General features: G+C 73.1%; 24 protein-coding genes and 1 pseudogene. 19 read left to right on the forward strand and 6 right to left on the reverse strand.

Translation table 11 applies throughout. The features are described from left to right. Positions 1 to 102: 102 nt before the first annotated feature. From hrcA to ACLIYP_RS06235, 16 genes and pseudogenes are all read left to right on the forward strand, one after another. A complete protein-coding gene (gene hrcA, locus ACLIYP_RS06160) occupies positions 103 to 1,119 on the forward strand; it encodes a heat-inducible transcriptional repressor HrcA (protein ID WP_412712131.1) in 1,017 nt (338 codons plus the stop codon). Then, positions 1,120 to 2,247, forward strand: a complete 1,128-nt coding sequence (dnaJ, locus tag ACLIYP_RS06165) for a molecular chaperone DnaJ (protein ID WP_412712132.1) — start codon at positions 1,120 to 1,122, stop codon at positions 2,245 to 2,247. Positions 2,248 to 2,403: 156 nt separating this feature from the next. Next, positions 2,404 to 3,153: a 16S rRNA (uracil(1498)-N(3))-methyltransferase gene (locus tag ACLIYP_RS06170; protein WP_412712133.1), complete on the forward strand. Its 750-nt coding sequence runs from the start codon at positions 2,404 to 2,406 to the stop codon at positions 3,151 to 3,153. Positions 3,154 to 3,232: 79 nt separating this feature from the next. Next, a complete protein-coding gene (locus ACLIYP_RS06175) occupies positions 3,233 to 3,607 on the forward strand; it encodes a histidine triad nucleotide-binding protein (protein ID WP_093654551.1) in 375 nt (124 codons plus the stop codon). A gap of 5 nt (positions 3,608 to 3,612) precedes the next feature. Continuing rightward, positions 3,613 to 4,518: a ribonuclease Z gene (locus ACLIYP_RS06180; protein WP_412712134.1), complete on the forward strand. Its 906-nt coding sequence runs from the start codon at positions 3,613 to 3,615 to the stop codon at positions 4,516 to 4,518. 284 nt (positions 4,519 to 4,802) lie between these two features. Next, a pseudogene (locus tag ACLIYP_RS06185) lies at positions 4,803 to 6,100 on the forward strand (glucarate dehydratase family protein). Between the two features lie 53 nt (positions 6,101 to 6,153). Continuing rightward, positions 6,154 to 7,224 (forward strand): carbohydrate kinase family protein, encoded by a 1,071-nt coding sequence (locus ACLIYP_RS06190; RefSeq protein WP_412712135.1) that lies wholly within the window; start codon positions 6,154 to 6,156, stop codon positions 7,222 to 7,224. A gap of 233 nt (positions 7,225 to 7,457) precedes the next feature. After that, positions 7,458 to 8,486 carry a PhoH family protein gene (locus ACLIYP_RS06195; protein ID WP_410538595.1) on the forward strand — a complete coding sequence of 343 codons (1,029 nt, stop codon included), beginning with the start codon at positions 7,458 to 7,460 and terminating at the stop codon, positions 8,484 to 8,486. 21 nt (positions 8,487 to 8,507) lie between these two features. After that, a complete protein-coding gene (gene ybeY / locus ACLIYP_RS06200) occupies positions 8,508 to 9,005 on the forward strand; it encodes an rRNA maturation RNase YbeY (protein ID WP_412712136.1) in 498 nt (165 codons plus the stop codon). After that, positions 9,002 to 10,372 (forward strand): hemolysin family protein, encoded by a 1,371-nt coding sequence (locus ACLIYP_RS06205; protein ID WP_412712137.1) that lies wholly within the window; start codon positions 9,002 to 9,004, stop codon positions 10,370 to 10,372. Before ybeY ends, ACLIYP_RS06205 begins: the two co-directional genes overlap by 4 nt. An 80-nt stretch (positions 10,373 to 10,452) precedes the next feature. Then, positions 10,453 to 10,818, forward strand: coding sequence for a cytidine/deoxycytidylate deaminase family protein (locus tag ACLIYP_RS06210; RefSeq protein ID WP_093654565.1), 366 nt, complete (start codon positions 10,453 to 10,455; stop codon positions 10,816 to 10,818). 64 nt (positions 10,819 to 10,882) lie between these two features. Further along, complete coding sequence (era, locus tag ACLIYP_RS06215) at positions 10,883 to 11,854, forward strand: GTPase Era (protein WP_412712138.1); 972 nt, start codon at positions 10,883 to 10,885, stop codon at positions 11,852 to 11,854. Between the two features lie 336 nt (positions 11,855 to 12,190). Further along, positions 12,191 to 13,957 (forward strand): 2-isopropylmalate synthase, encoded by a 1,767-nt coding sequence (leuA, locus tag ACLIYP_RS06220; RefSeq protein ID WP_412712139.1) that lies wholly within the window; start codon positions 12,191 to 12,193, stop codon positions 13,955 to 13,957. 394 nt (positions 13,958 to 14,351) lie between these two features. Next, the gene (locus ACLIYP_RS06225; RefSeq protein ID WP_412712140.1) at positions 14,352 to 15,044 is read left to right on the forward strand and encodes a tellurite resistance TerB family protein; all 693 of its coding nucleotides are present in this window, start codon (positions 14,352 to 14,354) and stop codon (positions 15,042 to 15,044) included. 157 nt (positions 15,045 to 15,201) lie between these two features. Then, the gene (gene recO / locus ACLIYP_RS06230) at positions 15,202 to 15,951 is read left to right on the forward strand and encodes a DNA repair protein RecO (RefSeq protein ID WP_412712141.1); all 750 of its coding nucleotides are present in this window, start codon (positions 15,202 to 15,204) and stop codon (positions 15,949 to 15,951) included. 90 nt (positions 15,952 to 16,041) lie between these two features. Beyond that, positions 16,042 to 16,923: an isoprenyl transferase gene (locus ACLIYP_RS06235; protein WP_412712142.1), complete on the forward strand. Its 882-nt coding sequence runs from the start codon at positions 16,042 to 16,044 to the stop codon at positions 16,921 to 16,923. Between the two features lie 79 nt (positions 16,924 to 17,002). Here ACLIYP_RS06235 and ACLIYP_RS06240 read toward each other — a convergent pair whose 3' ends face one another. The 4 genes from ACLIYP_RS06240 to ACLIYP_RS06255 form a co-directional block, all read right to left on the reverse strand. Then, complete coding sequence (locus ACLIYP_RS06240) at positions 17,003 to 17,428, reverse strand: Fur family transcriptional regulator (RefSeq protein WP_412695548.1); 426 nt, start codon at positions 17,426 to 17,428, stop codon at positions 17,003 to 17,005. Between the two features lie 127 nt (positions 17,429 to 17,555). Beyond that, on the reverse strand, positions 17,556 to 18,476 hold the full coding sequence (locus tag ACLIYP_RS06245; RefSeq protein WP_412712143.1) for a metal ABC transporter permease: 921 nt from the start codon (positions 18,474 to 18,476) through the stop codon (positions 17,556 to 17,558). Then, entirely contained in the window at positions 18,473 to 19,270 is a 798-nt protein-coding gene (locus ACLIYP_RS06250; RefSeq protein WP_412712144.1) for a metal ABC transporter ATP-binding protein, read from the reverse strand. The genes ACLIYP_RS06245 and ACLIYP_RS06250 overlap by 4 nt, the downstream gene beginning before the upstream one ends. A gap of 14 nt (positions 19,271 to 19,284) precedes the next feature. After that, a complete protein-coding gene (locus tag ACLIYP_RS06255; RefSeq protein ID WP_412712145.1) occupies positions 19,285 to 20,358 on the reverse strand; it encodes a metal ABC transporter solute-binding protein, Zn/Mn family in 1,074 nt (357 codons plus the stop codon). A 163-nt stretch (positions 20,359 to 20,521) separates the two neighbouring features. Here ACLIYP_RS06255 and ACLIYP_RS06260 point away from each other — a divergent pair, with 163 nt between their 5' ends. Further along, positions 20,522 to 21,904: a glycine--tRNA ligase gene (locus tag ACLIYP_RS06260; protein ID WP_412712146.1), complete on the forward strand. Its 1,383-nt coding sequence runs from the start codon at positions 20,522 to 20,524 to the stop codon at positions 21,902 to 21,904. A gap of 143 nt (positions 21,905 to 22,047) precedes the next feature. Here the strand turns inward: ACLIYP_RS06260 and ACLIYP_RS06265 are convergent, their stop codons facing one another. Next, positions 22,048 to 22,434 (reverse strand): SSI family serine proteinase inhibitor, encoded by a 387-nt coding sequence (locus ACLIYP_RS06265; protein WP_412712147.1) that lies wholly within the window; start codon positions 22,432 to 22,434, stop codon positions 22,048 to 22,050. Between the two features lie 451 nt (positions 22,435 to 22,885). Here ACLIYP_RS06265 and ACLIYP_RS06270 point away from each other — a divergent pair, with 451 nt between their 5' ends. Together ACLIYP_RS06270 and dusB are read left to right on the forward strand one after the other, a co-directional pair. Next, positions 22,886 to 23,200, forward strand: coding sequence for a hypothetical protein (locus tag ACLIYP_RS06270; protein WP_412712148.1), 315 nt, complete (start codon positions 22,886 to 22,888; stop codon positions 23,198 to 23,200). Between the two features lie 128 nt (positions 23,201 to 23,328). Beyond that, a complete protein-coding gene (gene dusB / locus ACLIYP_RS06275; RefSeq protein WP_412712149.1) occupies positions 23,329 to 24,471 on the forward strand; it encodes a tRNA dihydrouridine synthase DusB in 1,143 nt (380 codons plus the stop codon). A gap of 99 nt (positions 24,472 to 24,570) precedes the next feature. Here the strand turns inward: dusB and ACLIYP_RS06280 are convergent, their stop codons facing one another. Then, on the reverse strand, positions 24,571 to 26,046 hold the full coding sequence (locus ACLIYP_RS06280; RefSeq protein WP_412712150.1) for an MGH1-like glycoside hydrolase domain-containing protein: 1,476 nt from the start codon (positions 26,044 to 26,046) through the stop codon (positions 24,571 to 24,573). Between the last annotated feature and the right edge of the window lie 479 nt (positions 26,047 to 26,525).

The following is a 26,525-nucleotide window of genomic DNA, read 5'->3' on the forward strand; positions in this document are numbered from 1 at the left end:
GTGGTCACCGGCCGTACACTGGCACAGGGCGACTGGCACTCACCGGCTGAGAGTGCCAGGGAAGAGGACCGGAAGAGACGGCCGGACGGGAGGTGCGCCCAGATGCTCAGCGAACGCAGACTCGAAGTCCTGCGCGCCATCGTCCAGGACTACGTGGGCACCCAGGAGCCGGTGGGGTCCAAGGCCCTCACCGAGCGGCACAACCTCCAGGTCTCCCCGGCCACGGTGCGCAACGACATGGCGGCCCTGGAGGACGAGGGGTACATCGCCCAGCCGCACACCAGCGCGGGCCGCATCCCCACCGACAAGGGGTACCGTCTGTTCGTCGACAGGCTGGCGGGCGTCAAGCCGCTGTCCAAGCCGGAGCGCCGGGCGATCCAGAACTTCCTGGAGGACGCCGTCGACCTCGACGACGTCGTCAGCCGCACCGTGCGGCTGCTGGCCCAGCTCACCCGCCAGGTCGCCGTCGTCCAGTACCCCTCGCTGACCCGTTCGACCGTCCGCCACGTGGAGCTGCTGCTCCTGGCCCCCGCGCGTCTGATGCTCGTGCTGATCACGGACACCGGGCGGGTCGAGCAGCGCATGGTGGACTGCCCGGCCCCCATCTCCGAGTCGTCCCTGGCCGATCTGCGCGCCCGGCTCAACAGCCGGGTGGTCGGCGAGCGCTTCTCGGAGGTGCCCAGGCTGGTGCAGGACCTGCCGGAGTCCTTCGACGCCGAGGACCGCGGCACGGTCTCGGCGGTGCTCGCCACGCTCCTCGAGACACTGGTTGAGGAGACAGAGGAGCGGTTGATGATCGGCGGCACCGCCAATCTCACCCGCTTCGTGCACGACTTCCCGCTGACCATCCGGCCGGTGCTGGAAGCTCTGGAGGAGCAGGTCGTCCTGCTCAAGCTGCTGGGGGAGGCGAAGGATCCGGGCATGACGGTGCGAATCGGTCATGAGAATGCTCACGAGGGGCTGACGTCAACGTCGGTCGTCTCGGTCGGTTACGGTTCGGGAGACGAGGCGGTCGCCAAGCTCGGTGTGGTCGGACCGACCCGGATGGACTACCCCGGAACGATGGGAGCGGTACGCGCAGTGGCACGTTACGTCGGACAGATCCTCGCGGAGTCGTAAGTGGCAACCGACTACTACGCGGTCCTGGGCGTGCAGCGCGATGCCTCGCAGGACGAGATCAAGAAGGCCTTCCGCCGGCTCGCGCGCGAACTGCATCCCGACGTCAACCCGGACCCGAAGACGCAGGAGCGGTTCAAGGAGATCAACACCGCCTACGAGGTGCTCTCCGACCCGCAGAAGAAGCAGATGTACGACCTCGGCGGCGACCCGATGGGCGGCGCGGGCCGGGGCGGCGGCTTCGGCGGGGGCTTCGGCAACTTCTCCGACATCATGGACGCCTTCTTCGGCGCCGCCTCCCAGCGCGGGCCGAGGTCCCGCACCCGGCGCGGCCAGGACGCCATGATCCGGCTCGACATCGAGCTGGACGAGGCGGCCTTCGGCACCACCAAGGACATCCAGGTGGACACGGCGGTCGTCTGCACCACGTGCAGCGGCGAGGGCGCGGCCCCGGGCACGTCCGCGCAGACGTGCGACATGTGCCGCGGCCGCGGCGAGGTCTCGCAGGTCACCCGTTCCTTCCTGGGCCAGGTCATGACCTCGCGCCCCTGCCCGCAGTGCCAGGGCTTCGGCACGGTCGTGCCCACCCCCTGCCCGGAGTGCGCGGGCGACGGCCGGGTGCGCTCGCGGCGCAACCTGACGGTGAAGATCCCGGCCGGCGTCGACAACGGCACCCGCATCCAGCTCGCCGGCGAGGGCGAGGTCGGCCCGGGCGGCGGCCCGCCGGGCGACCTGTACGTCGAGATCCACGAGGTGCCGCACCCGGTCTTCCAGCGGCGCGGCGACGACCTGCACTGCACGGTCACCATCCCCATGACGGCGGCGGCGCTGGGCACCAAGGTCCCGCTGGAGACGCTGGACGGCATGGAGGAGGTCGACATCCGGCCCGGCACCCAGTCCGGCCAGTCGATCCCGCTCCACCAGCGCGGCGTGACGCACCTGCGCGGCGGCGGCCGCGGCGACCTGATCGTCCATGTGGAGGTCCAGACGCCGAGCAAGCTGGACCCGGAGCAGGAGGAGCTGCTGCGCCGTCTGGCCAAGCTGAGGGGCGAGGAACGGCCGACGGGCCAGTTCCAGCCGGGGCAGCAGGGTCTGTTCTCGCGGCTGAAGGACGCGTTCAACGGGCGCTGAGGCGGTACCGGCACGGCACTGAGGCGGCGCTGAGGCGGTACCGGCGCGGTGCCGAGGCGGAGCGGCCGGTGCCCGGAGGGCATGGCAGGATGCCGTCATGCCCACCGAGCTGATCACCCCGGCCGCCCGGCCGGGACGCCCCTCCGGGCGGCCCTCGTGACCGCCCCCGTCTTCCTGGCCGAGACCGCGGCCCTGGCCGGTGCCGCCCCCGGCGCCGTACTGGCGCTGGAGGGGCCCGAGGGCCGGCACGCCGTCGCGGTACGGCGGCTGCGCGCGGGCGAGGGGATCGTCCTCACCGACGGGGCGGGCACCGGTGCCTTCGGCACCGTCGCGGCCGTCGAGGGGAAGGACCGGCTGGAGGTCGCCGTCGCCGAGGTGCGCACCGAGCCGGAGCCCCGCCCGCGGATCACCGTCGTCCAGGCTCTGCCCAAGGGCGACCGCGGCGAGCTGGCCGTGGAGACGATGACGGAGACGGGCGTGGACGCGATCGTGCCCTGGTCCGCGTCGCGCTGCGTCACGCAGTGGCGGGGCGAGCGCGGGCAGAAGGCGCTGCGCAAGTGGCGTTCCACCGCGCGCGAGGCCGGCAAGCAGTCGCGCAGGCTCCGCTTCCCTGAGGTCGCCGAGCCGGCCACCACCCGGCAGCTGCTCCCGCTGCTGTCGTCCGCCGCCTTCGCCGCGGTCCTCCACGAGGAGGGCTCGCTGCCGCTGGCGACCGCCGAACTGCCCGCCGAGGGCGAGCTGGTGCTCGTCGTCGGCCCGGAGGGCGGGGTCGCGCCGGAGGAGCTGGAGGCCTTCGCGCAGGCGGGCGCGCATCCGTACCGGCTGGGTCCGAGTGTGCTGCGCACCTCCACGGCGGGTACGGCGGCGGCGGCGCTGCTGCTGGGACGCACCGGCCGCTGGTCCTGATCACCGGCGCCCCGGCCGGGGTATACGATCTGCGCTGCGCGACCACCGATCGACCCACTCCACAGCGAAAGGCGCCACCGTGGCGGAAGAACCGCAGGCGGACTGCCTGTTCTGCAAGATCGTCGTGGGGGACGTTCCGGCGACGATCGTCCACGAGACCGACACCACGCTCGCCTTCCGGGACATCAACCCGCAGGCGCCCACCCATGTGCTGGTGATCCCCAAGGAGCACCACCCCGACGCCGCCGCGCTGGCCGCCGCCGCCCCGCAGCTCGCCGCCGACGTGCTGCGCGCGGCGGGCGAGGTCGCCGAGCAGGAGAACATCGCCCCGCCGGGGGGTGCCACCGTCGGCTACCGGATCGTGTTCAACACCGGGGCGGGCGCCGGGCAGACCGTCTGGCACGCGCACGCCCACGTCCTCGGCGGGCGCGGCCTGAACTGGCCTCCCGGGTAAGTCCGTTGTCCGTACGCGAACTGGTCGTGCTGGGCACGGCCAGCCAGGTGCCCACCCGCCGGCGCAACCACAACGGCTACGTGCTGCGCTGGGACGGCGAGGCGCTGCTGTTCGACCCCGGCGAGGGCACCCAGCGCCAGATGCTCCGCGCGGGCGTGGCCGCCCACGACCTCACCCGGCTGTGCGTAACCCACTTCCACGGCGACCACAGCCTGGGGCTGGCCGGGGTCATCCAGCGCATCAACCTCGACCGGGTGCCGCACCCGGTCGCGGCGCACTACCCGGTCAGCGGGCAGCGCTTCTTCGACCGCCTGCGGTACGCCACCGCCTACCGCGAGACGGTCGAGCTGCGCGAGGAGCCGGTCGTCGCCGACGGCACGCTGGCCGTCACCGGCGCGTACACCCTCCAGGCGCGGCGCCTGTCCCATCCGGTGGAGTCCTACGGCTACCGCCTGGTCGAGCCCGACGGGCGCCGGATGCTGCCCGAGCGGCTCGCCGCCCACGGCATCTCGGGCCCCGACGTCGGCCGCATCCAGCGCGAGGGCGAGCTGCGCGGGGTGACCCTCGACGAGGTGAGCGAGACCCGCCCGGGGCAGCGCTTCGCCTTCGTGATGGACACCCGGCTGTGCGACGGCGTGCACGCGCTCGCCGAGGGCTGCGACATGCTGGTCATCGAGGCCACCTTCCTCGACGAGGAGGAGGCCCTGGCGCATGAGTACGGCCATCTCACCGCGGGCCAGGCGGCCGCCGCCGCGGTGCGGGCGGGGGTGCGGCACCTGGTGCTCACCCACTTCTCGCAGCGCTACGACGATCCGGCCCGGTTCGCCGCGCAGGCCCGGGCGGCGGGGTTCACCGGGGAGCTGACCGTGGCCGAGGACCTGATGCGGGTGCCGCTGCCCCGGCGGCGCTGACGGCCCGCGCCCCGGCCGCCCGCCCTTCTCCGCGCATCCCCGCACCTGTACCCGTACCGGCCCGCCCCGGCCGGCGCCGCCGCACGCCCTCTTCCGGAAACGTACGGGCACCCTTGACGCCTTCCCGCGCCGTACCTAGTCTCCGTTTCCGCACATGGACAGAGTTCACGTAGGAGAACGGATCGACGGCGGGAAGGCCCGACCCCAAGGCCGCAGCCCCAAGGCCCAGCTCCCCGGTTCCCCGGCGCCCGCCGCCGTCGGCCCCGACCCGACAGGAGTCGCCGATGAAGGACCTGACCGTGGCCGAGGTGCGCCTCACCCCGATCCTCGTGGCCGACCCGCCCCTGCTCAACACGCAGGGCGTCCACCAGCCGTACACCCCGCGCCTGATCGTCGAGGTGGTCACGGCGGGCGGCGTCACCGGGGTCGGGGAGACCTACGGCGACACCGAGTACCTGGAACTGGCGCGCTCCCTCGCCCGGCGGCTGCCCGGGCACCCGGTCAGCGACCTGAACGGACTGCTCGCCCTCGCCGGAGCCCTCCCCCTGGACGGGCACCGGACGGACGGCTCGGTGGACGTCGGCGGGCTGCGCGGCGTCCAAACCGCCGACAAGCTGCGGCTGTCCGTCGTCTCCGGCTTCGAGGTGGCCTGCCTGGACGCCCTGGGCAGGGCGCTGGGGATGCCCGTGCACGCCCTGCTCGGCGGGAAGGTGCGCGACCGGGTCGAGTACAGCGCCTACCTGTTCTACCGCTGGGCCGCGCACCCCGGCGGTGAGGCGGCCGGGGGCGACGACTGGGGCGCCGCCCTCGACCCGGACGGGATCGTCGCCCAGGCCCGCCGCTTCGCGGCCGACCACGGCTTCGGCTCCTTCAAGCTCAAGGGCGGGGTCTTCCCGCCCGAGGAGGAGGTGGCCGCCGTCCGGGCGCTCGCCGAGGCCTTCCCCGGCAGGCCCCTGCGGCTGGACCCCAACGGCGCCTGGTCGGTGGAGACCTCGCTGAGGGTCGCGGACGAACTGCGCGACGTGCTGGAGTACCTGGAGAGGACCCGGTCACCGGTACGCACGCGATGGCCGAGGTCGCCGCGCGGGCCGGAGGGCTGCCGCTGGCCACCAACATGTGCGTGACCACCTTCCCCGAGATCGCCGAGGCGTTCGCCGCCGGCGCAGTCCAGGTGCTGCTCAGCGACCACCACTACTGGGGAGGGCTGCGCAGCACCCAGCAACTGGCCGCGGTCTGCCGCGCCTTCGGGGTCGGGGTCTCCATGCACTCCAACACCCACCTGGGCGTCAGCCTCGCCGCCATGACCCATGTCGCCGCCACCGTCCCCGGCCTGGGGCACGCCTGCGACACCCACTACCCCTGGCAGACCGAGGACGTGCTCACCGAGCGAGTCGCCTTCCTCGACGGCGCCGTCACCGTCCCCGACACCCCCGGCCTGGGCGTCACCCTCGACCGCGACCGCCTCGACGCCCTCCACCGCCGCTGGCTGGCCGACGACGGCTCGATGCGCGACCGGGACGACGCCGCCGCCATGCGCCGGGCCGATCCGCGGTGGAAAACCCCCTCAGTACCGCGCTGGTGAGGCCGTCCGCAACCCGCCGACGGCCCACCGCACCGATCGTGCACACTGGCCGCATGCTCGACCCGCTCGCCGCGCTCCGCACCCCCGACGACCCGTCCTGCGACGTCTACCTGACCGGGACGGTCTTCCTGGACATCATCTTCACGGGCCTGGACTCGGCGCCGGTGCGCGGCACCGAGTCCTGGGCGCGGGGCATGGGATCGAGCCCCGGCGGCGTCGCCAACATGGCCACCGCCCTGGCCCGGCTCGGCCTGCGCACCTCGCTCGCCGCCGCCTTCGGCGACGACATGTACGGCGAGTACTGCTGGGAGGCGCTGGAGCGCGGTGAGGGCATCGACCTGAAGCTGTCGCGCACCGTGCCCGGCTGGCACTCGCCGGTCACCGTCTCGATGGCCTACGAGGGCGAGCGGACGATGGTCTCCCACGGGCACGAGGCCCCCCGGCCCGAGGAGCCCGCCCCCGACGACCCGCCCGCCGCCCGCGCCTGCGTCGCCTCCCTCCAGCCCGGCAGGCGCCAGGAGTGGATCGCACGGGCGGCCCGGGCCGGCAGCCGGGTCTTCGCCGACGTCGGCTGGGACGAGACCGGCCGCTGGGACCCGGACGACCTCGCCGACCTCGAGCACTGCGAGGCGTTCCTACCCAACGCCGGGGAGGCGATGCGCTACACCCGGACCGACTGCCCCCGCACCGCGGCCCGCCGCCTCGCCGACCGGGTGCCGCTGGCCGTGGTGACCATGGGGTCCGAGGGCGCCTTCGCGGTGGACGGCGCCACGGGCGAGACCGCCGAGGTGCCCGCCATCTCGGTGGAGGCGCTGGACCCCACCGGCGCCGGTGACGTGTTCGTGGCCGGCTTCGTCACCGGCACCCTGGCCGGCTGGCCGCTGGCCGACCGGCTGGCCTTCGCCGGGCTGACCGCCGCCCTGTCGGTGCAGGAGTTCGGCGGCTCGCTGTCCGCGCCGGGCTGGGTCGAGATCGCCGCCTGGTGGCAGCGCGTGCGCGACTTCGACGAGCAGGATCCGGCCGCCCTGAGCCGCTACGGCTTCCTGGACGCCCTGCTGCCCGGCTGCGCCCGGCCGTGGCCGCTGCGCCGTGCGGTGCCGACCATCGGCTTCCGCCGGGCGTGAGCGGTCCGCGGGGCGTCCGCGGGGCGCCGTGGGCCGCCCGCGGCCCTGCGAACCGCCCGCGGCCCCCGTGTGCCGGCCGCGGGCCCTCCGGGCTCCCGGAGGCGGGGCCGGGCATACAAATGGCTACTGGCCTGCCAGCGTCACGTCGTACCCTGGAAGTCCAGGCGCGCGGCGGTGAAAGACCGGCGGCACAGCAGCGACAGAGAGGGACGCGCAGGCCACAGAGCCGGCCCATGACTCAGACACAGACGGACCAGGCACGGTCCACCTCAGCGAGTGCCCGTTTCACCGTTCCGGCCAAGCACCCGATGGTGACGGTGCTGGGTTCCGGCGACTCCCTCCTCCGCGTGATCGAGAAGGCCTTCCCGGCGACGGACATCCACGTCCGGGGGAACGAGATCACCGCGACCGGCGAGGCGGCGGAGGTCGAGCTCGTCCAGCGGCTGTTCGACGAGATGATGCTGGTGCTGCGCACCGGCCAGCCGCTGACGGAGGACGCGGTGGAACGATCGATCGCCATGCTCCGCGACGCGGAGGGCGGCGCCGACGAGACACCGGCCGAGGTGCTCACGCAGAACATCCTGTCCAACCGCGGCCGCACGATCCGCCCCAAGACGCTCAACCAGAAGCGCTACGTGGACGCGATCGACAAGCACACGGTCGTCTTCGGCATCGGCCCGGCGGGCACCGGCAAGACCTACCTCGCCATGGCCAAGGCGGTGCAGGCCCTGCAGTCCAAGCAGGTCACCCGCATCATCCTGACCCGGCCCGCCGTCGAGGCGGGGGAGCGTCTGGGCTTCCTGCCCGGCACGCTCTACGAGAAGATCGACCCGTATCTGCGGCCGCTGTACGACGCGCTGCACGACATGCTCGACCCCGACTCGATCCCGCGCCTGATGGCCGCCGGGACGATCGAGGTCGCGCCGCTGGCGTACATGCGCGGCCGGACGCTCAACGACGCCTTCATCATTCTGGACGAGGCGCAGAACACCAACCCCGAGCAGATGAAGATGTTCCTCACCCGGCTCGGCTTCGACTCCAAGATCGTGATCACCGGCGACGTCACCCAGGTGGACCTGCCCGGCGGCACCAGAAGCGGCCTGCGCCAGGTGCAGGAGATCCTCGAGGGCGTGGAGGACGTCCACTTCTCGCGGCTCACCAGCACCGATGTCGTACGGCACAAGCTGGTCGGCCGTATCGTCGACGCCTACGAGCGCTACGACGACCGCCACGGCACCACCGACGGCAGTGAACGAAAGTAACGGAAAGCAACCACCACCCACATGTCGATCGACGTCAACAACGAGTCCGGCCGCGAGATCGACGAGCGGGCGATCCTCGACATCGCCCGCTACGCCCTCGCCCGGATGCGCATCCACCCGCTGTCGGAGCTGTCGGTGATCGCCGTCGACCCCGACGCCATGGAGCAGCTCCACAAGCAGTGGATGGACCTCCCCGGCCCGACCGACGTGATGTCCTTCCCCATGGACGAGCTGCGCCCGCCCTCCAAGGACGGCGACGAGCCCCCGCAGGGCCTCCTCGGCGACATCGTGCTCTGCCCCGACGTCGCCGAGAAGCAGGGCGACGAGGCCCCGACGAAGCACTCCATGGACGAGGAGCTGCAGATGCTCACCGTCCACGGGGTGCTCCACCTGCTGGGCTACGACCACGAGACGCCCGGCGAGCGGACCGAGATGTTCGGCCTCCAGGCGGCGATCGTCGACGGCTGGCGCGCCGAGCGGGGCCTGGAGGGGCCCTCCCCGGCCCCGACGACGACATGAGCGCCCCCCTGATCGCCGCGGCGGTCCTGCTGGTCGGCCTCGCCTGGCTGGCCGCCTGCGCCGAGGCGGGCCTGGCCAGCACCACCAGCTACCGCGCCGAGGAGGCCGTACGCTCCGGGCGGCGCGGCGGGGACAAGCTGGCCGCCGTCGCGGCCGACCCCACCCGCTACCTCAACCTCGCCCTGCTGCTGCGGGTGACCGCCGAGATGTCGGCCGGGGTCCTGGTCACCTACGGCTTCCTGCACACCTTCGACAGCACCTGGCAGGCGCTGTCCGCGGCCGGCGGCGTGATGGTGCTGGTCTCCTACGTCGCCGTCGGAGTCTCGCCGCGCACCATCGGCCGCCAGCACCCGCTGAACACCGCCACGGCCGCCGCGTACGTGCTGCTGCCGCTCGCCCGGGTGCTCGGCCCGCTGCCGCAGCTGCTGATCCTCCTGGGCAACGCCCTGACCCCGGGCAAGGGCTTCCGCAAGGGCCCGTTCGCCACCGAGGCCGAACTGCGGGCCATGGTGGACCTGGCCGGGCGCGAGGCGCTGATCGAGGACGAGGAGCGCCGCATGGTGCACTCGGTCTTCGAGCTGGGCGACACCCTGGTGCGCGAGGTGATGGTGCCGCGCACCGAGCTGGTCTCCATCGAGCGGTTCAAGACCATCCGCCAGGCGCTCACCCTGGCCCTGCGCTCGGGCTTCTCCCGCATCCCGGTGACCGGCGAGAACGAGGACGACATCGTCGGCATCGTCTACCTCAAGGACCTCTCCCGGAAGGTCCACATCAACCGCGAGACCGAGAACGACCTGGTCTCCACGGCCATGCGGCGGGCCGTCTTCGTCCCCGACACCAAGAACGCCGGCGACCTGCTGCGCGAGATGCAGAAGGACCGCAACCACGTCGCCGTCGTGATCGACGAGTACGGCGGCACCGCCGGGATCGTCACCATCGAGGACATCCTGGAGGAGATCGTCGGCGAGATCACCGACGAGTACGACCGGGAGCTGCCGCCCGTCGAGGATCTGGGCGAGGGCCGCCACCGGGTCACCGCCCGTCTGGACCTGGGGGACCTGGGCGAGCTGTACGGCCTGGACCTGGAGGACGAGGACGTGGAGACGGTCGGCGGGCTGCTGGCCAAGCTCCTGGGCCGCGTCCCCATCGCGGGGGCCACGGCGACGGTGGAGCTGCCCGAGGGGCGCGGCGAGCACCGCGGCGGCCACCACGCGGACAACCGGGGCGATCCGGCGCCGCTCGGCCTGCGGCTGACCGCCGAGTCCCCGGCGGGCCGCCGCAACCGCATCGTCACGGTCCTGGTCGAGCCCGTCCGCGCCCCCGTGCCGGAGCCGCAGGACGAGGCGGCGGCCGAGGCCGGCGGCTGACGGGCGGAGGGCCGGAGGGGGACGTGGGGACGGGATGTGCCTGTTCCCGGTCCGGCCGCCCCGCCGGGCGGTGAGCACATATGCTCACCCGCATGAGCGAAGCCGCCGACCTGGATCCCGAAGACCGCAAGATCGTCACCCTCGCGCGCAGCGCGCGGGCCCGCAACGCCGTGCCCGAGGGCGCGGCCGTACGCGATGAGACCGGGCGCACGTACGTGGCCGGAACCGTCGCTCTGAAGTCGCTCCGGCTGAGCGCGCTGCAGACGGCCGTCGCGATGGCGGTGGCGTCCGGAGCCAAGTCCCTGGAGGCCGCGGCCGTGGTCTCCGAGGCGCCCGCCGTGCCCTCCGCCGACCTCGCCGCCGTCCACGAGCTGGGCGGCCCCGCCACCCCGGTACTGCTGGCCGGCCCCGACGGCGCGGTCCGCTCCACCGTCACCGCGGGCTGAACGGCCGGGCGGGGGGAGGGGGCGGGGCGGCCGCGGTACGGGGGCACCCCGCGAATCGGGGAGAATGGCCACCATGAGCGACCGTTCCCCCTCTTCCCGGCCCGAGCAGCAGGCGGAGTCCGCACCGCACCGCGCGGGCTTCGCCTGCTTCGTCGGCCGCCCCAACGCGGGCAAGTCGACCCTCACCAACGCCCTGGTGGGGACGAAGGTCGCGATCACCTCCAACCGCCCGCAGACCACCCGCCACACCGTGCGCGGCATCGTCCACCGCCCCGACGCGCAGCTCGTCCTGGTGGACACCCCCGGTCTGCACAAGCCGCGCACCCTGCTCGGCGAGCGCCTCAACGACGTGGTGCGCACCACCTGGGCCGAGGTCGACGTGATCGGCTTCTGCCTGCCGGCCGACCAGAAGATCGGTCCCGGCGACCGCTTCATCGCGGGGGAGCTGGCGGCCCTGAAGCGCACCCCGAAGGTCGCGGTCGTCACCAAGACCGACCTGGTGGACTCCAGGGCACTGGCCGAGCAGCTCGTCTCCGTCGACCGGCTCGGCAAGGAACTGGGCGTCGAGTGGGCCGAGATCGTCCCCGTCTCGGCCACCGCGGGCGACCAGGTGGGCCTGCTGGCCGACCTGCTCGTCCCCCTCCTGCCCGAGGGCCCGCAGCTGTACCCGGACGGCGACCTCACCGACGAGCCCGAGCAGGTCATGGTCGCCGAGCTGATCCGGGAGGCGGCGCTGGAGGGGGTGCGCGACGAACTGCCGCACTCCATCGCCGTGGTGGTCGAGGAGATGACGCCGCGCGAGGGGCGCCCGGCGGACCGGCCGCTGCTGGACGTCCACGCCAACGTCTTCATCGAGCGCCCCAGCCAGAAGGGCATCGTCATCGGCCCCAAGGGCAGCCGGCTGAAGGAGGTCGGCACCAAGTCCCGCAAGCAGATCGAGGCGCTGCTGGGCACCCCCGTCTACCTGGACCTGCACGTCAAGGTCGCCAAGGACTGGCAGCGCGATCCCAAGCAGCTCCGCAGGCTCGGCTTCTAGCCGCTCCCGGAGGAGGGCGCGCCCGCAGGCCGCCGTACGCCGTACGACCCGGCCCCCGCACCCCGCCCCGGCGGGGTGCGGGGGCCGGTCCGCGAAAGCCGTGCTCACCCATGTGAGTTCTCGCATACTGATACGCGCCGCCACGCACCGTCCGCCTCGGTTACGCTGAATCGCATCATGCGTTTTGGGCTGCTTCTCCTTAGCTGCCGCGGCGAGGGCCTGTAGTCATACGGCCGACCCCCTCCCCGCGGAGTTCGGTGATGCCGTCGTCGGCCCCTTCGGAAGCGTTCGGAAAGCGCTTCGAAGCCCATCGCCCTCCACAGGAGCCCAGTCCACATGAGCAGTGATTCCTCCCGCGTAGGCCGCCCCACGCCCGTCACCGCCGCCACGGTGGCCCAGAAGCCGTCGGGCATGCCGATCCACCGCTACCGCGGCTACGAGGCCGTCGAGCTGCCCGACCGCACCTGGCCCGGCAAGCGGATCACCAAGGCCCCCCGCTGGCTGTCCACCGACCTGCGCGACGGCAACCAGGCGCTGATCGACCCGATGTCGCCCGCCCGCAAGCGCGAGATGTTCGACCTGCTGGTCCGCATGGGCTACAAGGAGATCGAGGTCGGCTTCCCCTCCTCCGGCCAGACCGACTTCGACTTCGTGCGCTCCATCATCGAAGAGGGCGCCGTCCCCGAGGACGTGACGATCTCGGTGCTGACCCAGGCCCGCGAGGACCTGATCGAGCGCACCGTGCAGTCCCTGGCCGGCGCCCACCGGGCGACGGTCCACCTGTACAACGCCACCGCCCCGGTCTTCCGCCGCGTGGTCTTCCGCGGCTCCAGGGACGACATCCGGCAGATCGCCGTGGACGGCACCCGCCTGGTGGTCGAGTACGCCGAGAAGATCCTGGGCGACGAGACGGTCTTCGGCTACCAGTACAGCCCGGAGATCTTCACCGACACCGAGCTGGACTTCGCCCTGGAGGTCTGCGAGTCGGTCATGGACGTCTGGCAGCCCGAGGAGGGCCGCGAGATCATCCTGAACCTGCCCGCCACCGTCGAGCGCTCCACGCCCTCCACCCACGCCGACCGCTTCGAGTGGATGTCCCGGAACCTGTCGCGGCGCGAGTTCGTCTGCCTGTCCACCCACCCGCACAACGACCGCGGCACCGCCGTGGCCGCCGCCGAGCTGGCCGTGATGGCCGGCGCCGACCGGGTCGAGGGCTGCCTGTTCGGGCAGGGCGAGCGCACCGGCAACGTGGACCTGGTCACGCTGGGGATGAACCTGTTCAGCCAGGGCATCGACCCGCAGATCGACTTCAGCCGGATCGACGAGATCCGCCGCACCGCCGAGTACTGCAACCAGATGGAGATCCACCCGCGCCACCCGTACGCGGGAGATCTGGTCTACACCGCCTTCTCCGGCTCCCACCAGGACGCCATCAAGAAGGGCTTCGAGGCCATGGAGGCCGACGCGGCCGCGGCCGGCAAGCCGGTGGAGGAGATCGAGTGGGCGGTGCCGTACCTGCCCATCGACCCCAAGGACGTCGGACGCTCCTACGAGGCGGTCATCCGCGTCAACTCCCAGTCCGGCAAGGGCGGCATCTCCTACGTCCTGAAGAACGACCACAAGCTGGACCTGCCGCGCCGGATGCAGATCGAGTTCTCGAAGATCATCCAGGCCAGGACGGACGCGGACGGCGGCGAGATCACCCCGGCGCAGATCTGGGAGGCCTTCCGTGACGAGTACCTGCCCAACCCCGACAACCCCTGGGGCCGCATCCAGGTCCGCAACGGCCAGACCACCACCGACACCGACGGCGTGGACACCCTCACCGTCGAGGCGGCCGTCGACGGCACCGACACCGTGCTGACCGGCAGCGGCAACGGCCCGATCTCCGCGTTCTTCGACGCGCTGGAGGGCATCGGCATCGACGCGAGGCTGCTGGACTACACCGAGCACACCATGAGCGAGGGCGCCTCCGCGCAGGCCGCCTCGTACATCGAGTGCGCCATCGACGGCAAGGTGCTGTGGGGCATCGGCATCGACCCCAACACCACCCGCGCCTCGCTGAAGGCGATCGTCTCCGCCGTCAACCGCGCCTTCCGCTGACGGCCCGGCGGCCCGGCGGTCCCGGGACCCGGCGGCCGCTCCCTCCGCTGTGAACACCGCCCGCCCCGCCGGACGCCCGTCCGGCGGGGCGGGCCGTCTCCACGAGGCCACCGGGGGAGGCGGGCGCGCTCCGGCGGGGTGTGCGAGGCCTCCCCGGAGCGCGTCCGGGCCCGCGGCCCGTTCGCCGGGGTCCGGAGCGCCGGGCACCCGGGCGGTCCGGTGGCGCCGTGCTTTCGCAAAGGTTTCCGTCCGGTGCACGGATGCCGCAGAACCCCTCCCGACCTGCGCGTACGCCCTCCGGACCGGCCCGCAAGGGCCACAAGGGGAAGGGACGGGTGCCTTCCGGGGTACTGACGGCACCTCATGGATGTGGTTAACATCACGCCACGCGGCAATGGCGCTGAAGCGTGACGGAGGTACGGCAGTGGTGCACTCCCGGAGCCGGGACGGCCGGAGACTGCGGTTGGCGGGTGTCCGCACGGCCTGGCACACGGTCGACGACGGCGAGTTCTTCTGCCCCTCCTGCGGCGGCGACCGCAACTACAGACGCCGCACCGGGCGCCGCCGCCTGGTCGTGCTCGGTGTCCCCGTGCTGCCGCGCGGCGAGGCCGGGCCCGTGCTGGAGTGCGCGTCCTGCGACGGGCACTTCGGCACCGACGCCCTCGACCACCCCACCACCACCCGGCTGGGCACCATGCTCCGCGACGCCGTCCACGCCGTCGCGCTGGCCGTGCTGGCGGTGGGCGGCTACGAGGCGCGGTCGACCCGCGAGGCGGCCGTGGAGGGCGTCCGGGCAGCCGGCTTCACCGGCTGCTCCGAGGAGCAGCTGGTCGCCCTGCTCGCGGCGGTCGGCTCCGACGGGGTCACCATGGAGATAGAGCTGCACGAGGCCCTGGCCCCGATCGCCCCGCACCTGGCCGGACCCGGCCGCGAGAGCCTGCTTCTCCTGGGCGCCCGCATCGCCCTCGCCGACGGCCCCTACACACCCGGCGAGCGCAGGACGCTGGGTCTGGTCGGCCGTACCCTGCGGCTGTGCAGGGAGGAGACCGACCGCCTGCTGGACGCCGCCCGCACCACCCCCTCCTGACGCCTCCCGGCTCCCCTGACCCGTCTCCCCGCCCGGCCCGGGTGGGGGACAATGGGGGAATGAGCCTGTTCCGCGACGACGGCGTGGCCTCGCGCACCCAGCCGTGCCGACCCGGGGGGCACCCCCCGGACCCCCGGCCGGGCGCCACGGAGGTGCCGTGAGCCTGTTCCGCGACGACGGCGTGGTCCTGCGCACCCAGAAGCTGGGCGAGGCCGACCGCATCATCACGCTGCTCACGCGCGGACACGGACGGGTACGGGCCGTGGCGCGGGGCGTGCGGCGCACCAAGTCGAAGTTCGGGGCGCGGCTGGAGCCGTTCTCCCACGTCGACGTCCAGTTCTTCGCGCGCGGCAGCGACCTGGTCGGCCGCGGCCTGCCGCTGTGCACCCAGACCGAGACCATCGCGCCGTACGGGCGGAACATCGTCACCGACTACGCCCGCTACACCGCCGGGACGGCCATGCTGGAGACGGCCGAGCGGTTCACCGACCACGAGGGCGAGCCCAACGTCCAGCAGTACCTGCTGCTGATCGGCGGCCTGCGCACCCTCGCCGCCGGCGAGCACGCCCCGGCGCTGGTGCTGGACGCCTTCCTGCTGCGCTCCCTTGCCGTGGGCGGCTACGCGCCCAGCTTCGAGGCGTGCGCCCAGTGCGGGATGCCCGGCCCCAACCGGTTCTTCTCCGTCGCCGCCGGCGGGGTGGTGTGCGCCGACTGCCGCAGGCCGGGCAGCGTCGTGCCGTCCCCCGAGGCGCTGCGGCTGCTGGGCGCGCTGCTGACCGGCGACTGGGCGACGGCCGACGCGGCCGAGGCCCGGCACGTGCGCGAGGGCAGCGGGCTGGTGTCGGCGTACCTGCACTGGCACCTGGAGCGGGGCCTGCGCTCCCTGCGCTACGTCGAGAAGACCTGAGGGAGCCGACCGGCTACGCTCCCGGTATCCCTTCCCCGTCCTCACCCAGGCGCGGCCGCTCCCGGCCACGCCCGACTGGAGATGAACCGCATGGCACGGCGCGGAATGCTGTCCCGGCAGCGTCGCGAGTACCTCACCCCCGAACCGCATCCCTCCGGCGCGCGTCCGCCGCGGATCCCCGCCGATCTGGTGCCGAGGCACGTGGCGGTCGTGATGGACGGCAACGGGCGCTGGGCCAAGCAGCGCGGACTGCCGCGCACCGAGGGGCACAAGGTCGGCGAGGGCGTCGTGATGGACGTGCTCAAGGGCTGCCTGGAGATGGGCGTGAAGAACCTCTCCCTGTACGCCTTCTCCACCGAGAACTGGAAGCGGTCCCCCGAGGAGGTCCGCTTCCTGATGAACTTCAACCGCGACGTCATCCGCCGCCGCCGCGACGAGATGGACGCGCTCGGCATCCGCATCCGCTGGGTCGGCCGGATGCCCAAGCTGTGGAAGTCGGTCGTCCAGGAGCTCCAGGTGGCCCAGGAGCAGACGAAGGACAACGACGCCATGACGCTGTACTTCTGCGTCAACTACGGCGGACGGGCCGAGATCGCCGACGCGGCGGCGGCCATCGCGGCGGACGTGCGGGCCGGGCGGCTGGACCCGTCGAAGGTGAACGAGAAGACGGTCGCGAGGTACCTGTACTACCCGGACATGCCGGACGTGGACCTCTTCGTGCGGCCCTCGGGCGAGCAGCGCACCTCCAACTACCTGATATGGCAGAGCGCGTACGCCGAGATGGTCTTCCAGGACGTGCTGTGGCCGGACTTCGACCGCCGCAACCTGTGGGACGCGTGCCTGGAGTACGCCCGCCGCGACCGCCGCTTCGGCGGTGCCGAGCCCGTCGCGTCCGCTCCCGCCCCGCAGGCCGCTCCCGCCCCGCAGGAGGGGAGCGCGCGGCCGGAGGGGACCGTACCGCCGCAGGGCTGACGCCCGCGGCCCCGGCGCGCGCGCCGCCGCGGTCCCGCGGCTCCCACCTGGGAGCCGCGGCACCGCGGCACCGGGACCGTCAGGCCTTGGCGCTCCGCGCGGCCGCGCACTCGCCGCAGGTGCCGAAGATCTCGATGGTGTGGGCCACGTCCACGAAGCCGTGCTCCGCGGCGATGGAGTCCGCCCACTTCTCCACCGCGGGCCCCTCCACCTCCACGGCCTTGCCGCAGTTGCGGCAGACCAGATGGTGGTGGTGGTCGTCGCTGCTGCACCGGCGGTAGACGGCCTCGCCCTCGTCGGTGCGCAGCACGTCCACCTCGCCGGCGTCGGCCAGCGACTGGAGCGTGCGGTAGACGGTGGTCAGACCGACGGAGTCGCCTCGGTGCTTGAGCATGTCGTGCAGCTCCTGGGCGCTGCGGAACTCGTCGACCTCGCTGAGCGCCGCCGCCACAGCGGCGCGCTGCCGGGTCGACCGGCCGCGTACGGGGGGACCTGCGGTCGCCACCATTGCCTCCTAGAGTCGGCGCTACCTCGCGTAGCTGATCGGTCATTGTGCCAGGTGCGGCGGTCGCCGCCGGGCGCACTCCGCACCGGTGGTGTCATCGGCCGCGCCGTCCGCCGACGACCATCGGTCACCGCACGACCGTAACGCCTTCCGCCGCCTCCCGGCCCTCCCCCTCCCGGTCTCCCGCCCGGCCCTTCCACCCGGGCGCCTCCTCGTCCCGCGCCCGCGCCCTGAGCCGGGCGCGGTTGAGCAGCGGAGCCGCCGCGGACAGGACGGCGAACAGCGCGATGGCCAGCAGCACGATGGTGGCGCCGGGGGGGACGTCGGCGTAGTACGAGGTGGCGGTGCCGGACACGGACACCAGCACGCCCATGCCCACCGCGAGACCCATGGTGGTCGCGAAGCCGCGCGTGACCTGCTGGGCCGCGGCCACCGGGATCACCATCAGGGCGCTCACCAGCAGCAGGCCCACCACCCGCATGGCCACGGTAACGGTGACGGCGGCGGTGACGGCCAGCAGCAGGTTGAGCAGCCGCACCGGCAGCCCGCTGACCCGGGCGAACTCCTCGTCCTGGCAGACGGCGAACAACTGCCGCCGCAGCCCGAAGGAGACCGCCAGGGCGAGGCCGGACAGCACCACGATGGCGGTGACGTCCTCGGGCGAGACGGTCATGACCGAGCCGAAGAGCGGGGAGAGGAGATCGGCCGTGGTGCCGCCCGGCGCCAGGTTGATGATCAGGACTCCGCCCGCCATGCCGCCGTAGAACAGCATGGCCAGGGCCACGTCGCCGCGCGTTCTGCCGTACCAGCGGATCAGCTCCATGGCGACCGAGCCGAGCGAGGCGACCACCACGGCCGTCCACACCGGGCTGGTGCTCAGCAGGAAGCCCAGCGCCACACCGGTGAGGGCCACGTGCCCGATCCCGTCGCCCATGATCGCCTGACGGCGCTGGACGAGGTAGATGCCGATGGCGGGGGCCGCGACGCCGACCAGCAGCGCGGCGAGCAGCGCGCGCTGCATGAAGGCGGGCTGGAGGATCTCGATCATGTCAGCAGTCCGGTCCGGGTCGGTTCGGCGGAGGAGTGGGCGTGCGGGTGGCACGCCTGGTCGTGGAGGTGGGCGGTGCCGTCCACGCGCTCCACCCGGCCGTCGTGCAGGACGACCGTGCGGTCGATCAGCGGGGCCAGCGGGCCGAGTTCGTGCAGCACCAGCAGGACCGACACGCCCCCGGCGCTCTGCTCGCGCAGCGCCTCGGCCAGGACGCGCTGGCTGAGCAGGTCCACACCGGCCAGCGGCTCGTCCATGACCAGCAGCTCGGGTTCGGCGGCCAGCGCGCGGGCGATCAGCACGCGCTGGTGCTGGCCGCCGGAGAGCGCGTTCACCGAGTCCCGGGCCCGGTCGGCCAGCCCGACCAGCTCCAGGGCCCGCCGTACCGCCGCCCGGTCGCCGCGCCCCATCGGTCCCAGCCGCCTGCGGGCCAGCCGCCCGGAGGCGACGACCTCGCGCACGGTCGCGGGTACGCCGGCCGCCGCGGTCGAGCGCTGCGGTACGTAGCCCACGCGGCGCCAGTCGCGGAAGCGGCGCAGCGGGGTGCCGAACAGCTCCAGCTCGCCGCCCGAGGTCTGCACCTGGCCGACGGCGGCCCGCACCGTCGTGGACTTGCCCGAGCCGTTCGCGCCGAGCAGGGCGACGACCTCGCCCCGCCCCACGGCCAGGTCGATGCCGCGCAGCACCGGCCGTGCCCCGAGCGAGGCGGTCACGCCCCGCAGGGACAGCACCGGGGGCGCCGCCTGTGCCGCGGTCCGTGCCGCCGCCTGTGTCGTGGTGGTGTGCTCGTCCATCGTGGTCGGCCTCCTCACCGGGCGCCGAGCGCCTTCCGCAGAGCCTGGAGGTTGGAGCGCATGACCTCGAAGTAGTCGTCGCCCCGGGAGGCGTCGGTGATGCCCTCGACGGGGTCGAGGACGTCGGTGCGCAGCCCCAGGTCGTCGGCGAGGGTCTTCGCGGTGCGCTCGCCGGCCGCCGCCTCGAAGAAGACCGTGTCGACGTCGTCCTCCCGGGCCACCTGGTGCAGCTGCTTCATCCTCGCGCCGCTGGGCTCGGACTCGGGGTCGAGGCCGGCCACGGACTCCTCGTGGAGTCCGTAGCGGTCGGCGAGGTAGCCGAAGGCCGCGTGGGCGGTGATGAAGGTGTCGGTCCTGCGGTTCTCCAGGCCCTCGCGGAAGTCCGCGTCCAGGTCCCTGAGCTTCTCCGCCAGCGCGTCGGCGTTCTTGCGGTAGTCGTCCGCGTGGTCCGGGTCCGCCTTCGCCAGGGCCTCGCCGACGCCCTCGGCGACCTCGGCGTACTTCACCGGGTCGAGCCAGATGTGCGGGTCGGCGGCCCCCTCGCCGCCGTGGTCGTGGCCCTCGTGGCCCTCCTCGGCGGGCTCCTCGTGGCCTTCCTCCCCGTGGCCGTCCCCGTGCCCGGAGGCGTGCTCGTCCCCGTGCTCGTCCCCGTGTTCCTCCTCCTGGCCGGAGCCGTGCTTCTCCAGCTCGGTGTAGGAGGTCGCCTCGGCGACGTTCTCCACGCCGGACTGCTCGATCGCCTTGTCCACGGCGGGCTGGAAGCCCTTGAGGTAGACCACGAGGTCCGCCTCGCCCAGCTCGGCGGTCTGCCGCGGGCTCAGCTCCAGGTCGTGCGGCTCGACGCCCGGCTCGACCAGGGAGCCGACCGAGACGTGCTCCCCGCCTATCTCCTCGGCGAGGAACTGCATGGGGTAGAACGAGGCGACGACGTCCACCCCGTCGCTCGCGCCCCCTCCCGTCCCTTCGGCGCCGCAGGCGGTCAGGCCTAGCACGCCCAGGGCGGCGGCTCCGGCCAGCGCGGTACGGGAGGCTGCGCGGCGGCGGGGGCGGGGTATGAGAGGGCGGCTTCGATCGTTCATGACACCCATTTTCGCCCTAGTTGGAAATGATTGTCAAATGAGATGGAGATCCCGGGGAGCTGCGGCGACCGGGTTTCCACCATCTTCCGTCCGAACCCCGAACCGATTTGATCCCGCCCCCGTCATCGCCGGTAACCTGAGGTATTCCGTCGTCTGTACCGAAGAGAGCACCGTGGCCGCCGACAAGATCGACACCATCGTCAGCCTCAGCAAGCGCCGTGGCTTCGTCTATCCCTGCAGCGAGATCTACGGGGGGCAGAGGGCCGCCTGGGACTACGGTCCGCTGGGTGTGGAGCTGAAGGAGAACATCAAGCGCCAGTGGTGGCGCTACATGGTCACCTCGCGCGACGACGTGGTCGGAATCGACTCGTCGGTCATCCTCGCCTCCGAGGTCTGGGTCGCCTCCGGCCACGTGGCCACCTTCACCGACCCGCTGACCGAGTGCACCTCGTGCCACAAGCGGTTCCGCGCCGACCACCTGGAGGAGGCGTACGAGGCCAAGCACGGCCGCCTCCCCGCCGCCGGCCTGTCGGACGTCAACTGCCCCAACTGCGGCGTCAAGGGCCAGTTCACCGAGCCCAAGCAGTTCTCCGGCCTGCTGTCCACGCACCTCGGCCCGACCCAGGACTCCGGCTCGGTGGCCTACCTGCGCCCCGAGACCGCACAGGGCATCTTCACCAACTTCGCGCAGGTGCAGCAGACTTCGCGCCGCAAGCCGCCGTTCGGCATCGCGCAGATGGGCAAGTCCTTCCGGAACGAGATCACTCCGGGCAACTTCATCTTCCGCACCCGCGAGTTCGAGCAGATGGAGATGGAGTTCTTCGTCAAGCCGGGCGAGGACGAGAAGTGGCACGAGTACTGGATGGAGCAGCGCTGGAACTGGTACACCGGCCTGGGCCTGCGCGAGGAGAACATGCGCTGGTACGAGCACCCGGCGGAGAAGCTCTCCCACTACTCCAAGCGCACCGCCGACATCGAGTACCGCTTCCGCTTCGGCGGCGGCGAGTGGGGTGAGCTGGAGGGTGTGGCCAACCGCACCGACTACGACCTGAGTTCGCACTCCAAGGCCTCCGGCCAGGACCTGTCGTACTTCGACCAGGAGGCCGGCGAGCGCTGGACGCCGTACGTCATCGAGCCCGCGGCCGGCGTCGGCCGCACGATGCTGGCCTTCATGCTGGACGCCTACACCGAGGACGAGGCGCCCAACGCCAAGGGCAAGATGGAGAAGCGCGTCGTGATGCGCCTCGACCCGCGCCTGTCGCCGGTCAAGGTCGCCGTCCTGCCGCTGTCGCGCAACCCGCAGCTCTCCCCGAAGGCCAAGGGCCTGGCGGACACGCTGCGCAAGCACTGGAACATCGAGTTCGACGACGCCGGCGCCATCGGCCGCCGCTACCGCCGCCAGGACGAGATCGGCACGCCGTTCTGCGTCACCGTCGACTTCGACACCCTCGACGACGACGCCGTCACGGTGCGCGAGCGCGACACCATGAAGCAGGAGCGCGTCTCGCTCGACCAGATCGAGTCCTACCTCGCGGCCCGGCTGATCGGCTGCTGAGTCCGCGCACAGGACGGATCCGTCCGCGGAGGCCTCCGGACCCGGTGCGGGTGCGGAGGCCTCCGGCCGTTCCCGCCGCCCCGGGCGGCGGTGCTGGCGCGGGCGTACGGGATGCGGCGGGGGGCGGGATGCGGGGCGCGGGCTCAGAAACGGAAGACGAAGTTCGTCGCCGTGATGGCCTCGCAGCTGTTCCCGAAGGTCTCTGACCAGGCGACCTCGCCGCCGAGCCAGGTGCCCCTGGCGGAGACGGTCACCGGGTCGTGCAGGCCCTGGCAGCCCATGGCCCCGGTGGGGACCAGCTTGTCGAAGTCGCCGCCGGCGGCGGAGAGTTTGGCGCAGGCGCCGACGGCGTCGGGGTGGGTGCCGCCGGGGGGTCGGCACTCAAGGGTGTACTCGGAGCCGGGGGAGTGCAGGCCCGGCGTCATGGTCAGCACCAGCCGGGACTGCGGCCCGGCGGCCGGGTCCTCGGTGTCGGCGGCGATGGCGGGAGCGGCGGGCAGGACGAGGGCCGCCGCACCGACGGCGGCCACGGCCGCCGGGCGTAACGCCAGGGATAAGGACGACCTCGGGCTCTTGCGCATGATCTTCCTCCGCGGAGCAGTGGAAGGCGTCGTTCCGACGCCTGGGACAGGGTCGCGAAGAGGCTAGCAACGGGGGCTGCGCAGGGCGATCCCTTCGTCACAAATTTCATCATCGTTGCTGGTCAAAGCGTGGGAGCGGTCCCATTTTCGGTTCTCCTCCACACCGGTTCCCCAAGGGGCCCGGGGGTCTGCGCCGGTGTCCTCCGGCCGCCGGGGCCCGCACGGCACCGGAAGCCGGGACGGCCGTGAAGCCGCCCCGGCCGCCTCCCGCTTGCCGGGATCCGGAAACCGGCCGTCGCCGAACACTGCCCCACTCGGCCCTGGCACCGGGGTGTGCCGCCTCCCAGAATCGGCCGGGAACGCAAGGGTGGGATCCGGAGGGCGAAAAAAGGGGGGACGGATGCTGACGACGGGCACGGTGACCACGGGCACGGTCAGCGGTTACGGCGAGGACGGGCGCATACACGAGGTGAGGATCACCCGTGAGCTGTGCTTCCGCCGCGGCACGGGGGAGGGGCGCCATCTCGTCTGCGGCACCTGCGACCGCCGTTTCACGGCCCGCGGCCTCGCACGCGCCGAGGCCGCGCACCATCTGGCCGAGCACGGCGCGCGGGGCGGCGGCGGGCAGTCGCTGAGCCCGGCGCCCTGGATCCTCGGGCTGATCGGGCTGGCGGGCTTCCTCGCCGTCTTCACCCCCGCCTTCCTGGGGCACTGAACCGGGAAAGGGCCGCTCGGAGACCTCCGAGGAGCCCCCGGCGGGTCTCGGAGGGGCGGGCCGCGCGGGGCAGCGGGCCGGATGGGGGACAATGGAGGATCGTCCCCCACCGCCGAGCGACAACGAGGATGCCCGCTCCCATGTCACAGCAGCTCGCCATCGGTCCGCACACGGTCCGGCCGCCCGTGGTCCTCGCGCCGATGGCCGGGATCACCAACGCGCCGTTCCGGACGCTGTGCCGCGAGTACAGCGGCGGCCGGGGGCTGTTCGTCAGCGAGATGATCACCACCCGGGCACTGGTCGAACGGGACGCCAAGACCATGCGGCTCGTCCACTTCGCCGAGACCGAGAAGCCGCGCTCCATCCAGCTCTACGGCGTGGACCCGGCGACCGTCGGCAAGGCCGTCCGCATGATCGCCGACGAGGACATGGCCGACCACATCGACCTCAACTTCGGCTGCCCGGTGCCCAAGGTGACCCGCAAGGGCGGCGGCTCGGCGCTGCCGTACAAGCGGAACCTGCTGCGGGCCATCCTGCGCGAGGCCGTCACCGGCGCCGGCGGACTGCCGGTGACCATGAAGATGCGCAAGGGCATCGACGACGACCACCTCACCTATCTGGACGCCGGGCGCATCGCCGTGGAGGAGGGCGTCACCGCCGTCGCCCTGCACGGCCGCACCGCCGCCCAGCACTACGGCGGCACCGCCGACTGGGACGCCATCGCCGCCCTGAAGGAGGCCGTGCCCGAGATCCCGGTGCTGGGCAACGGCGACATCTGGTCGGCCGACGACGCGGTGCGGATGATGCGCGAGACCGGTTGCGACGGCGTCGTGGTCGGACGCGGCTGCCTGGGGCGGCCGTGGCTGTTCGGCGATCTGGTGGCCGCCTGCGAGGGCAGGCCGGAGAGGGCCGAGCCCACCCTGCGCGAGGTCGCCGCGGTGATGCTGCGGCACGCCCGGCTGCTGGGGGAGTGGCTGGAGGACGAGGCGCGCGGGGTGATCGACTTCCGCAAGCACGTCGCCTGGTACACCAAGGGCTTCTCGGTGGGTTCCGAGATGCGCCGGAAACTGGCCGTCGCGGCCTCCCTCGCCGAGCTGGAGGACCTGCTGGGCGAGCTCGACCTGGACCAGCCGTGGCCGAAGGGCGCGGACGGCCCGCGCGGGCGCACCTCCGGACGCAGCCGGGTGGCCCTGCCCGACGGCTGGCTGGACGACCCGTACGACCGCGCGGGCGTCGCGGCCGAGGCCGAGCTGGACACCTCCGGCGGCTGAGACCCCGGGGAGCCCGGGGCGTGACCGGGGGCGGCAGCCTCCGCTCCCGCTCCCGGTGCCTCCCCCGGGCGGTCCCGCCCGGGGAGCCGTACCGCCGCCTCAGCCCGCCGTACCGCTGCGGACCAGCGCCCCGACGCGCATCCCGGTGCGCACCGCCGCACGGTCCGCGGACCGGTCGGCGCTGCGGGACAGCAGGTCGAGGGCGAGGGCCGCCGTCCAGCTGAACTCCCGGGCGCCGCGGCCCGCCCCGGTGTGCGGGTCGACGTACTCGGCGAAGCCGGACGCGGCGGCCGACGCCAGCACCGCGGCGCGCAGGGAGTCGGCCCGGGTGGTGTGCCCGTACTGCCTCAGGCCCCGTTCCACCAGCCAGTTGACGTTGAACCAGGCCGGTCCCCGCCAGTAGCGGCACGAGTCGAAGGCGTGGCCCTTCAGGTCGTAGCTGGGCACCAGCCGTACGGTGTCGCCCAGCCCGAAGTGCTCGCCGCCGACCGTGCGCAGCAGCGTGCGGACGGTTCCGTGCGGCAGGCCGGGGACGACCAGCGGCACCAGCCCGGCGGCGCTGCGCTCCCGGATCGGCTCGCCGCGGTGCCCGGCGCGCACGTCGCGGCACAGGAACATGCCGCTCTCCTCGTCCCACAGGCGGTCCACCAGGGCTTCGGTCAGCCGCGCGGCCCGTCCGCGGTGCCCGCCGGGGTCGTCCTCGGGGCCCCGCGCCCCGACCTCGGCGGCGATCTGCGCCAGGGCGTGCTCGGAGGCGATCAGCAGGGCGTTGACACCGGGGTCCTCCACGGCGAACGGGTGCGGGGCGTCGCCGTCCCGGTAGCCGTGGTCGCGGTAGTCGGCCGCCAGCCGCACGTACCGGCCGTAGTCCAGGTCGGTGGGGCGGTCGGAGGCCGAGCCGTGGTCGAGGTCGCAGCGGCGGAAGGAGCAGGGGTCGGCCGGCTCCACGCGGGACAGCGGGGCGTCCCAGGCCGGGCTGTTGTCCATGCCCGGCTCCCACGGGTGGACGGCCGACACCAGCCCGTGCCCGCCCAGGTCGCGGTGGACGGTCAGATAGCGGTGCCAGGCGACCAGCCGGGGGTAGAGGCGTCTGAGGAAGCCGCGCCGCCGCGAGGTCGCCGGGTCGGCGCGGTGCACCAGCCAGGCGGCGAGCGCGTGGACGGGCGGCTGCACGATTCCCGAGGTCTCGACGTGCCCGGGCGCCCCGGCCCCGGCTCCGGCGGTCGAGGAGCGCCAGAAGTCCGGGCTGGGGAAGTACGCGCCGAGCGGCACGGACGGGTTGAAGACGATGTGCGGGACGCGGCCGTCGCCCCACTGGGCGGACATCAGCGTCTCCAGCTCGCGCTGGGCGCGCGGCGCCGACAGATGGCGCAGGCCGATCGCGACGAACGCCGAGTCCCAGCTCCACTGGTGCGGATACAGACTGCGCGAGGGAACGGTCGAGGCGCCCGTCCAGTTGCGCAGCAGCACCTGGCGCGCGGCCTGGCGCAGCTCGGCGGCGGTGACGCCGACGGGCGGCCGCTGGGCGGGGATGAACGGCCGTGCTGTTGTGAGGGGGATCGGGACGGGCTTCATCGGACCGCCGCACCCGCGCCGGAGCGGGCGGTGGAGCGCGGTGCGTGCGGCCGTGGCACCCCGGCCGCGGGGCGTGGCCACGACCCCGGGACGCCGGCCCCGGGGCAGGGCGGGGATATGGGGATGTCGGTGGACTGGGCGACGCGCTCCACGAGAACTCCGGTGTCTGTACGACTCCTAGGTTACGCCTCCATAAGCCTAGGGTTCTGTCTTGTGAAAAGGCAGAAGTGATGCTGTGAGACCGGACACAGGAAGGCGCGGGGGGAAGCGCGGGCGGGGGTGGCCGGTGCGCGGGCGGGACGCGTGAACGCGCGTGCACCGCGGCCGGGGATCCGGCGCGAGGACGTGGTGCAGGGCCGCCCGCCTCTCCCGCTCCGTCCGCGCGCCGCGGACGGGGCGGGGCCGTCCCGGGCCGCCCCGGACGGTTCCGGACGGCCCCGGACGGGGGCTGAGCAGGGCGTTCGGCAGGGGCGGGACGG

Origin of the sequence: Streptomyces nanhaiensis, assembly GCF_046614825.1 — a bacterium.
Taxonomy (GTDB): Bacteria; Actinomycetota; Actinomycetes; order Streptomycetales; family Streptomycetaceae; genus Streptomyces; species Streptomyces radiopugnans.

Excerpts from the sequence above, each read along its gene's own strand:
- hrcA (WP_412712131.1), top strand. The coding sequence starts at position 103 with ATGCTCAGCGAACGCAGACTCGAAGTCCTGCGCGCCATCGTCCAGGAC.
- ACLIYP_RS06190 (WP_412712135.1), top strand. The coding sequence starts at position 6,154 with ATGCTCGACCCGCTCGCCGCGCTCCGCACCCCCGACGACCCGTCCTGC.
- ACLIYP_RS06195 (WP_410538595.1), top strand. The coding sequence starts at position 7,458 with ATGACTCAGACACAGACGGACCAGGCACGGTCCACCTCAGCGAGTGCC.
- ybeY (WP_412712136.1), top strand. The coding sequence starts at position 8,508 with ATGTCGATCGACGTCAACAACGAGTCCGGCCGCGAGATCGACGAGCGG.
- ACLIYP_RS06205 (WP_412712137.1), top strand. The coding sequence starts at position 9,002 with ATGAGCGCCCCCCTGATCGCCGCGGCGGTCCTGCTGGTCGGCCTCGCC.
- ACLIYP_RS06210 (WP_093654565.1), top strand. The coding sequence starts at position 10,453 with ATGCTCACCCGCATGAGCGAAGCCGCCGACCTGGATCCCGAAGACCGC.
- era (WP_412712138.1), top strand. The coding sequence starts at position 10,883 with ATGGCCACCATGAGCGACCGTTCCCCCTCTTCCCGGCCCGAGCAGCAG.
- leuA (WP_412712139.1), top strand. The coding sequence starts at position 12,191 with ATGAGCAGTGATTCCTCCCGCGTAGGCCGCCCCACGCCCGTCACCGCC.
- ACLIYP_RS06225 (WP_412712140.1), top strand. The coding sequence starts at position 14,352 with ATGGCGCTGAAGCGTGACGGAGGTACGGCAGTGGTGCACTCCCGGAGC.
- ACLIYP_RS06235 (WP_412712142.1), top strand. The coding sequence starts at position 16,042 with ATGGCACGGCGCGGAATGCTGTCCCGGCAGCGTCGCGAGTACCTCACC.
- ACLIYP_RS06245 (WP_412712143.1), bottom strand. The coding sequence starts at position 18,476 with ATGATCGAGATCCTCCAGCCCGCCTTCATGCAGCGCGCGCTGCTCGCC.
- ACLIYP_RS06250 (WP_412712144.1), bottom strand. The coding sequence starts at position 19,270 with ATGGACGAGCACACCACCACGACACAGGCGGCGGCACGGACCGCGGCA.
- ACLIYP_RS06255 (WP_412712145.1), bottom strand. The coding sequence starts at position 20,358 with ATGGGTGTCATGAACGATCGAAGCCGCCCTCTCATACCCCGCCCCCGC.
- ACLIYP_RS06270 (WP_412712148.1), top strand. The coding sequence starts at position 22,886 with ATGCTGACGACGGGCACGGTGACCACGGGCACGGTCAGCGGTTACGGC.
- dusB (WP_412712149.1), top strand. The coding sequence starts at position 23,329 with ATGCCCGCTCCCATGTCACAGCAGCTCGCCATCGGTCCGCACACGGTC.
- ACLIYP_RS06280 (WP_412712150.1), bottom strand. The coding sequence starts at position 26,046 with ATGAAGCCCGTCCCGATCCCCCTCACAACAGCACGGCCGTTCATCCCC.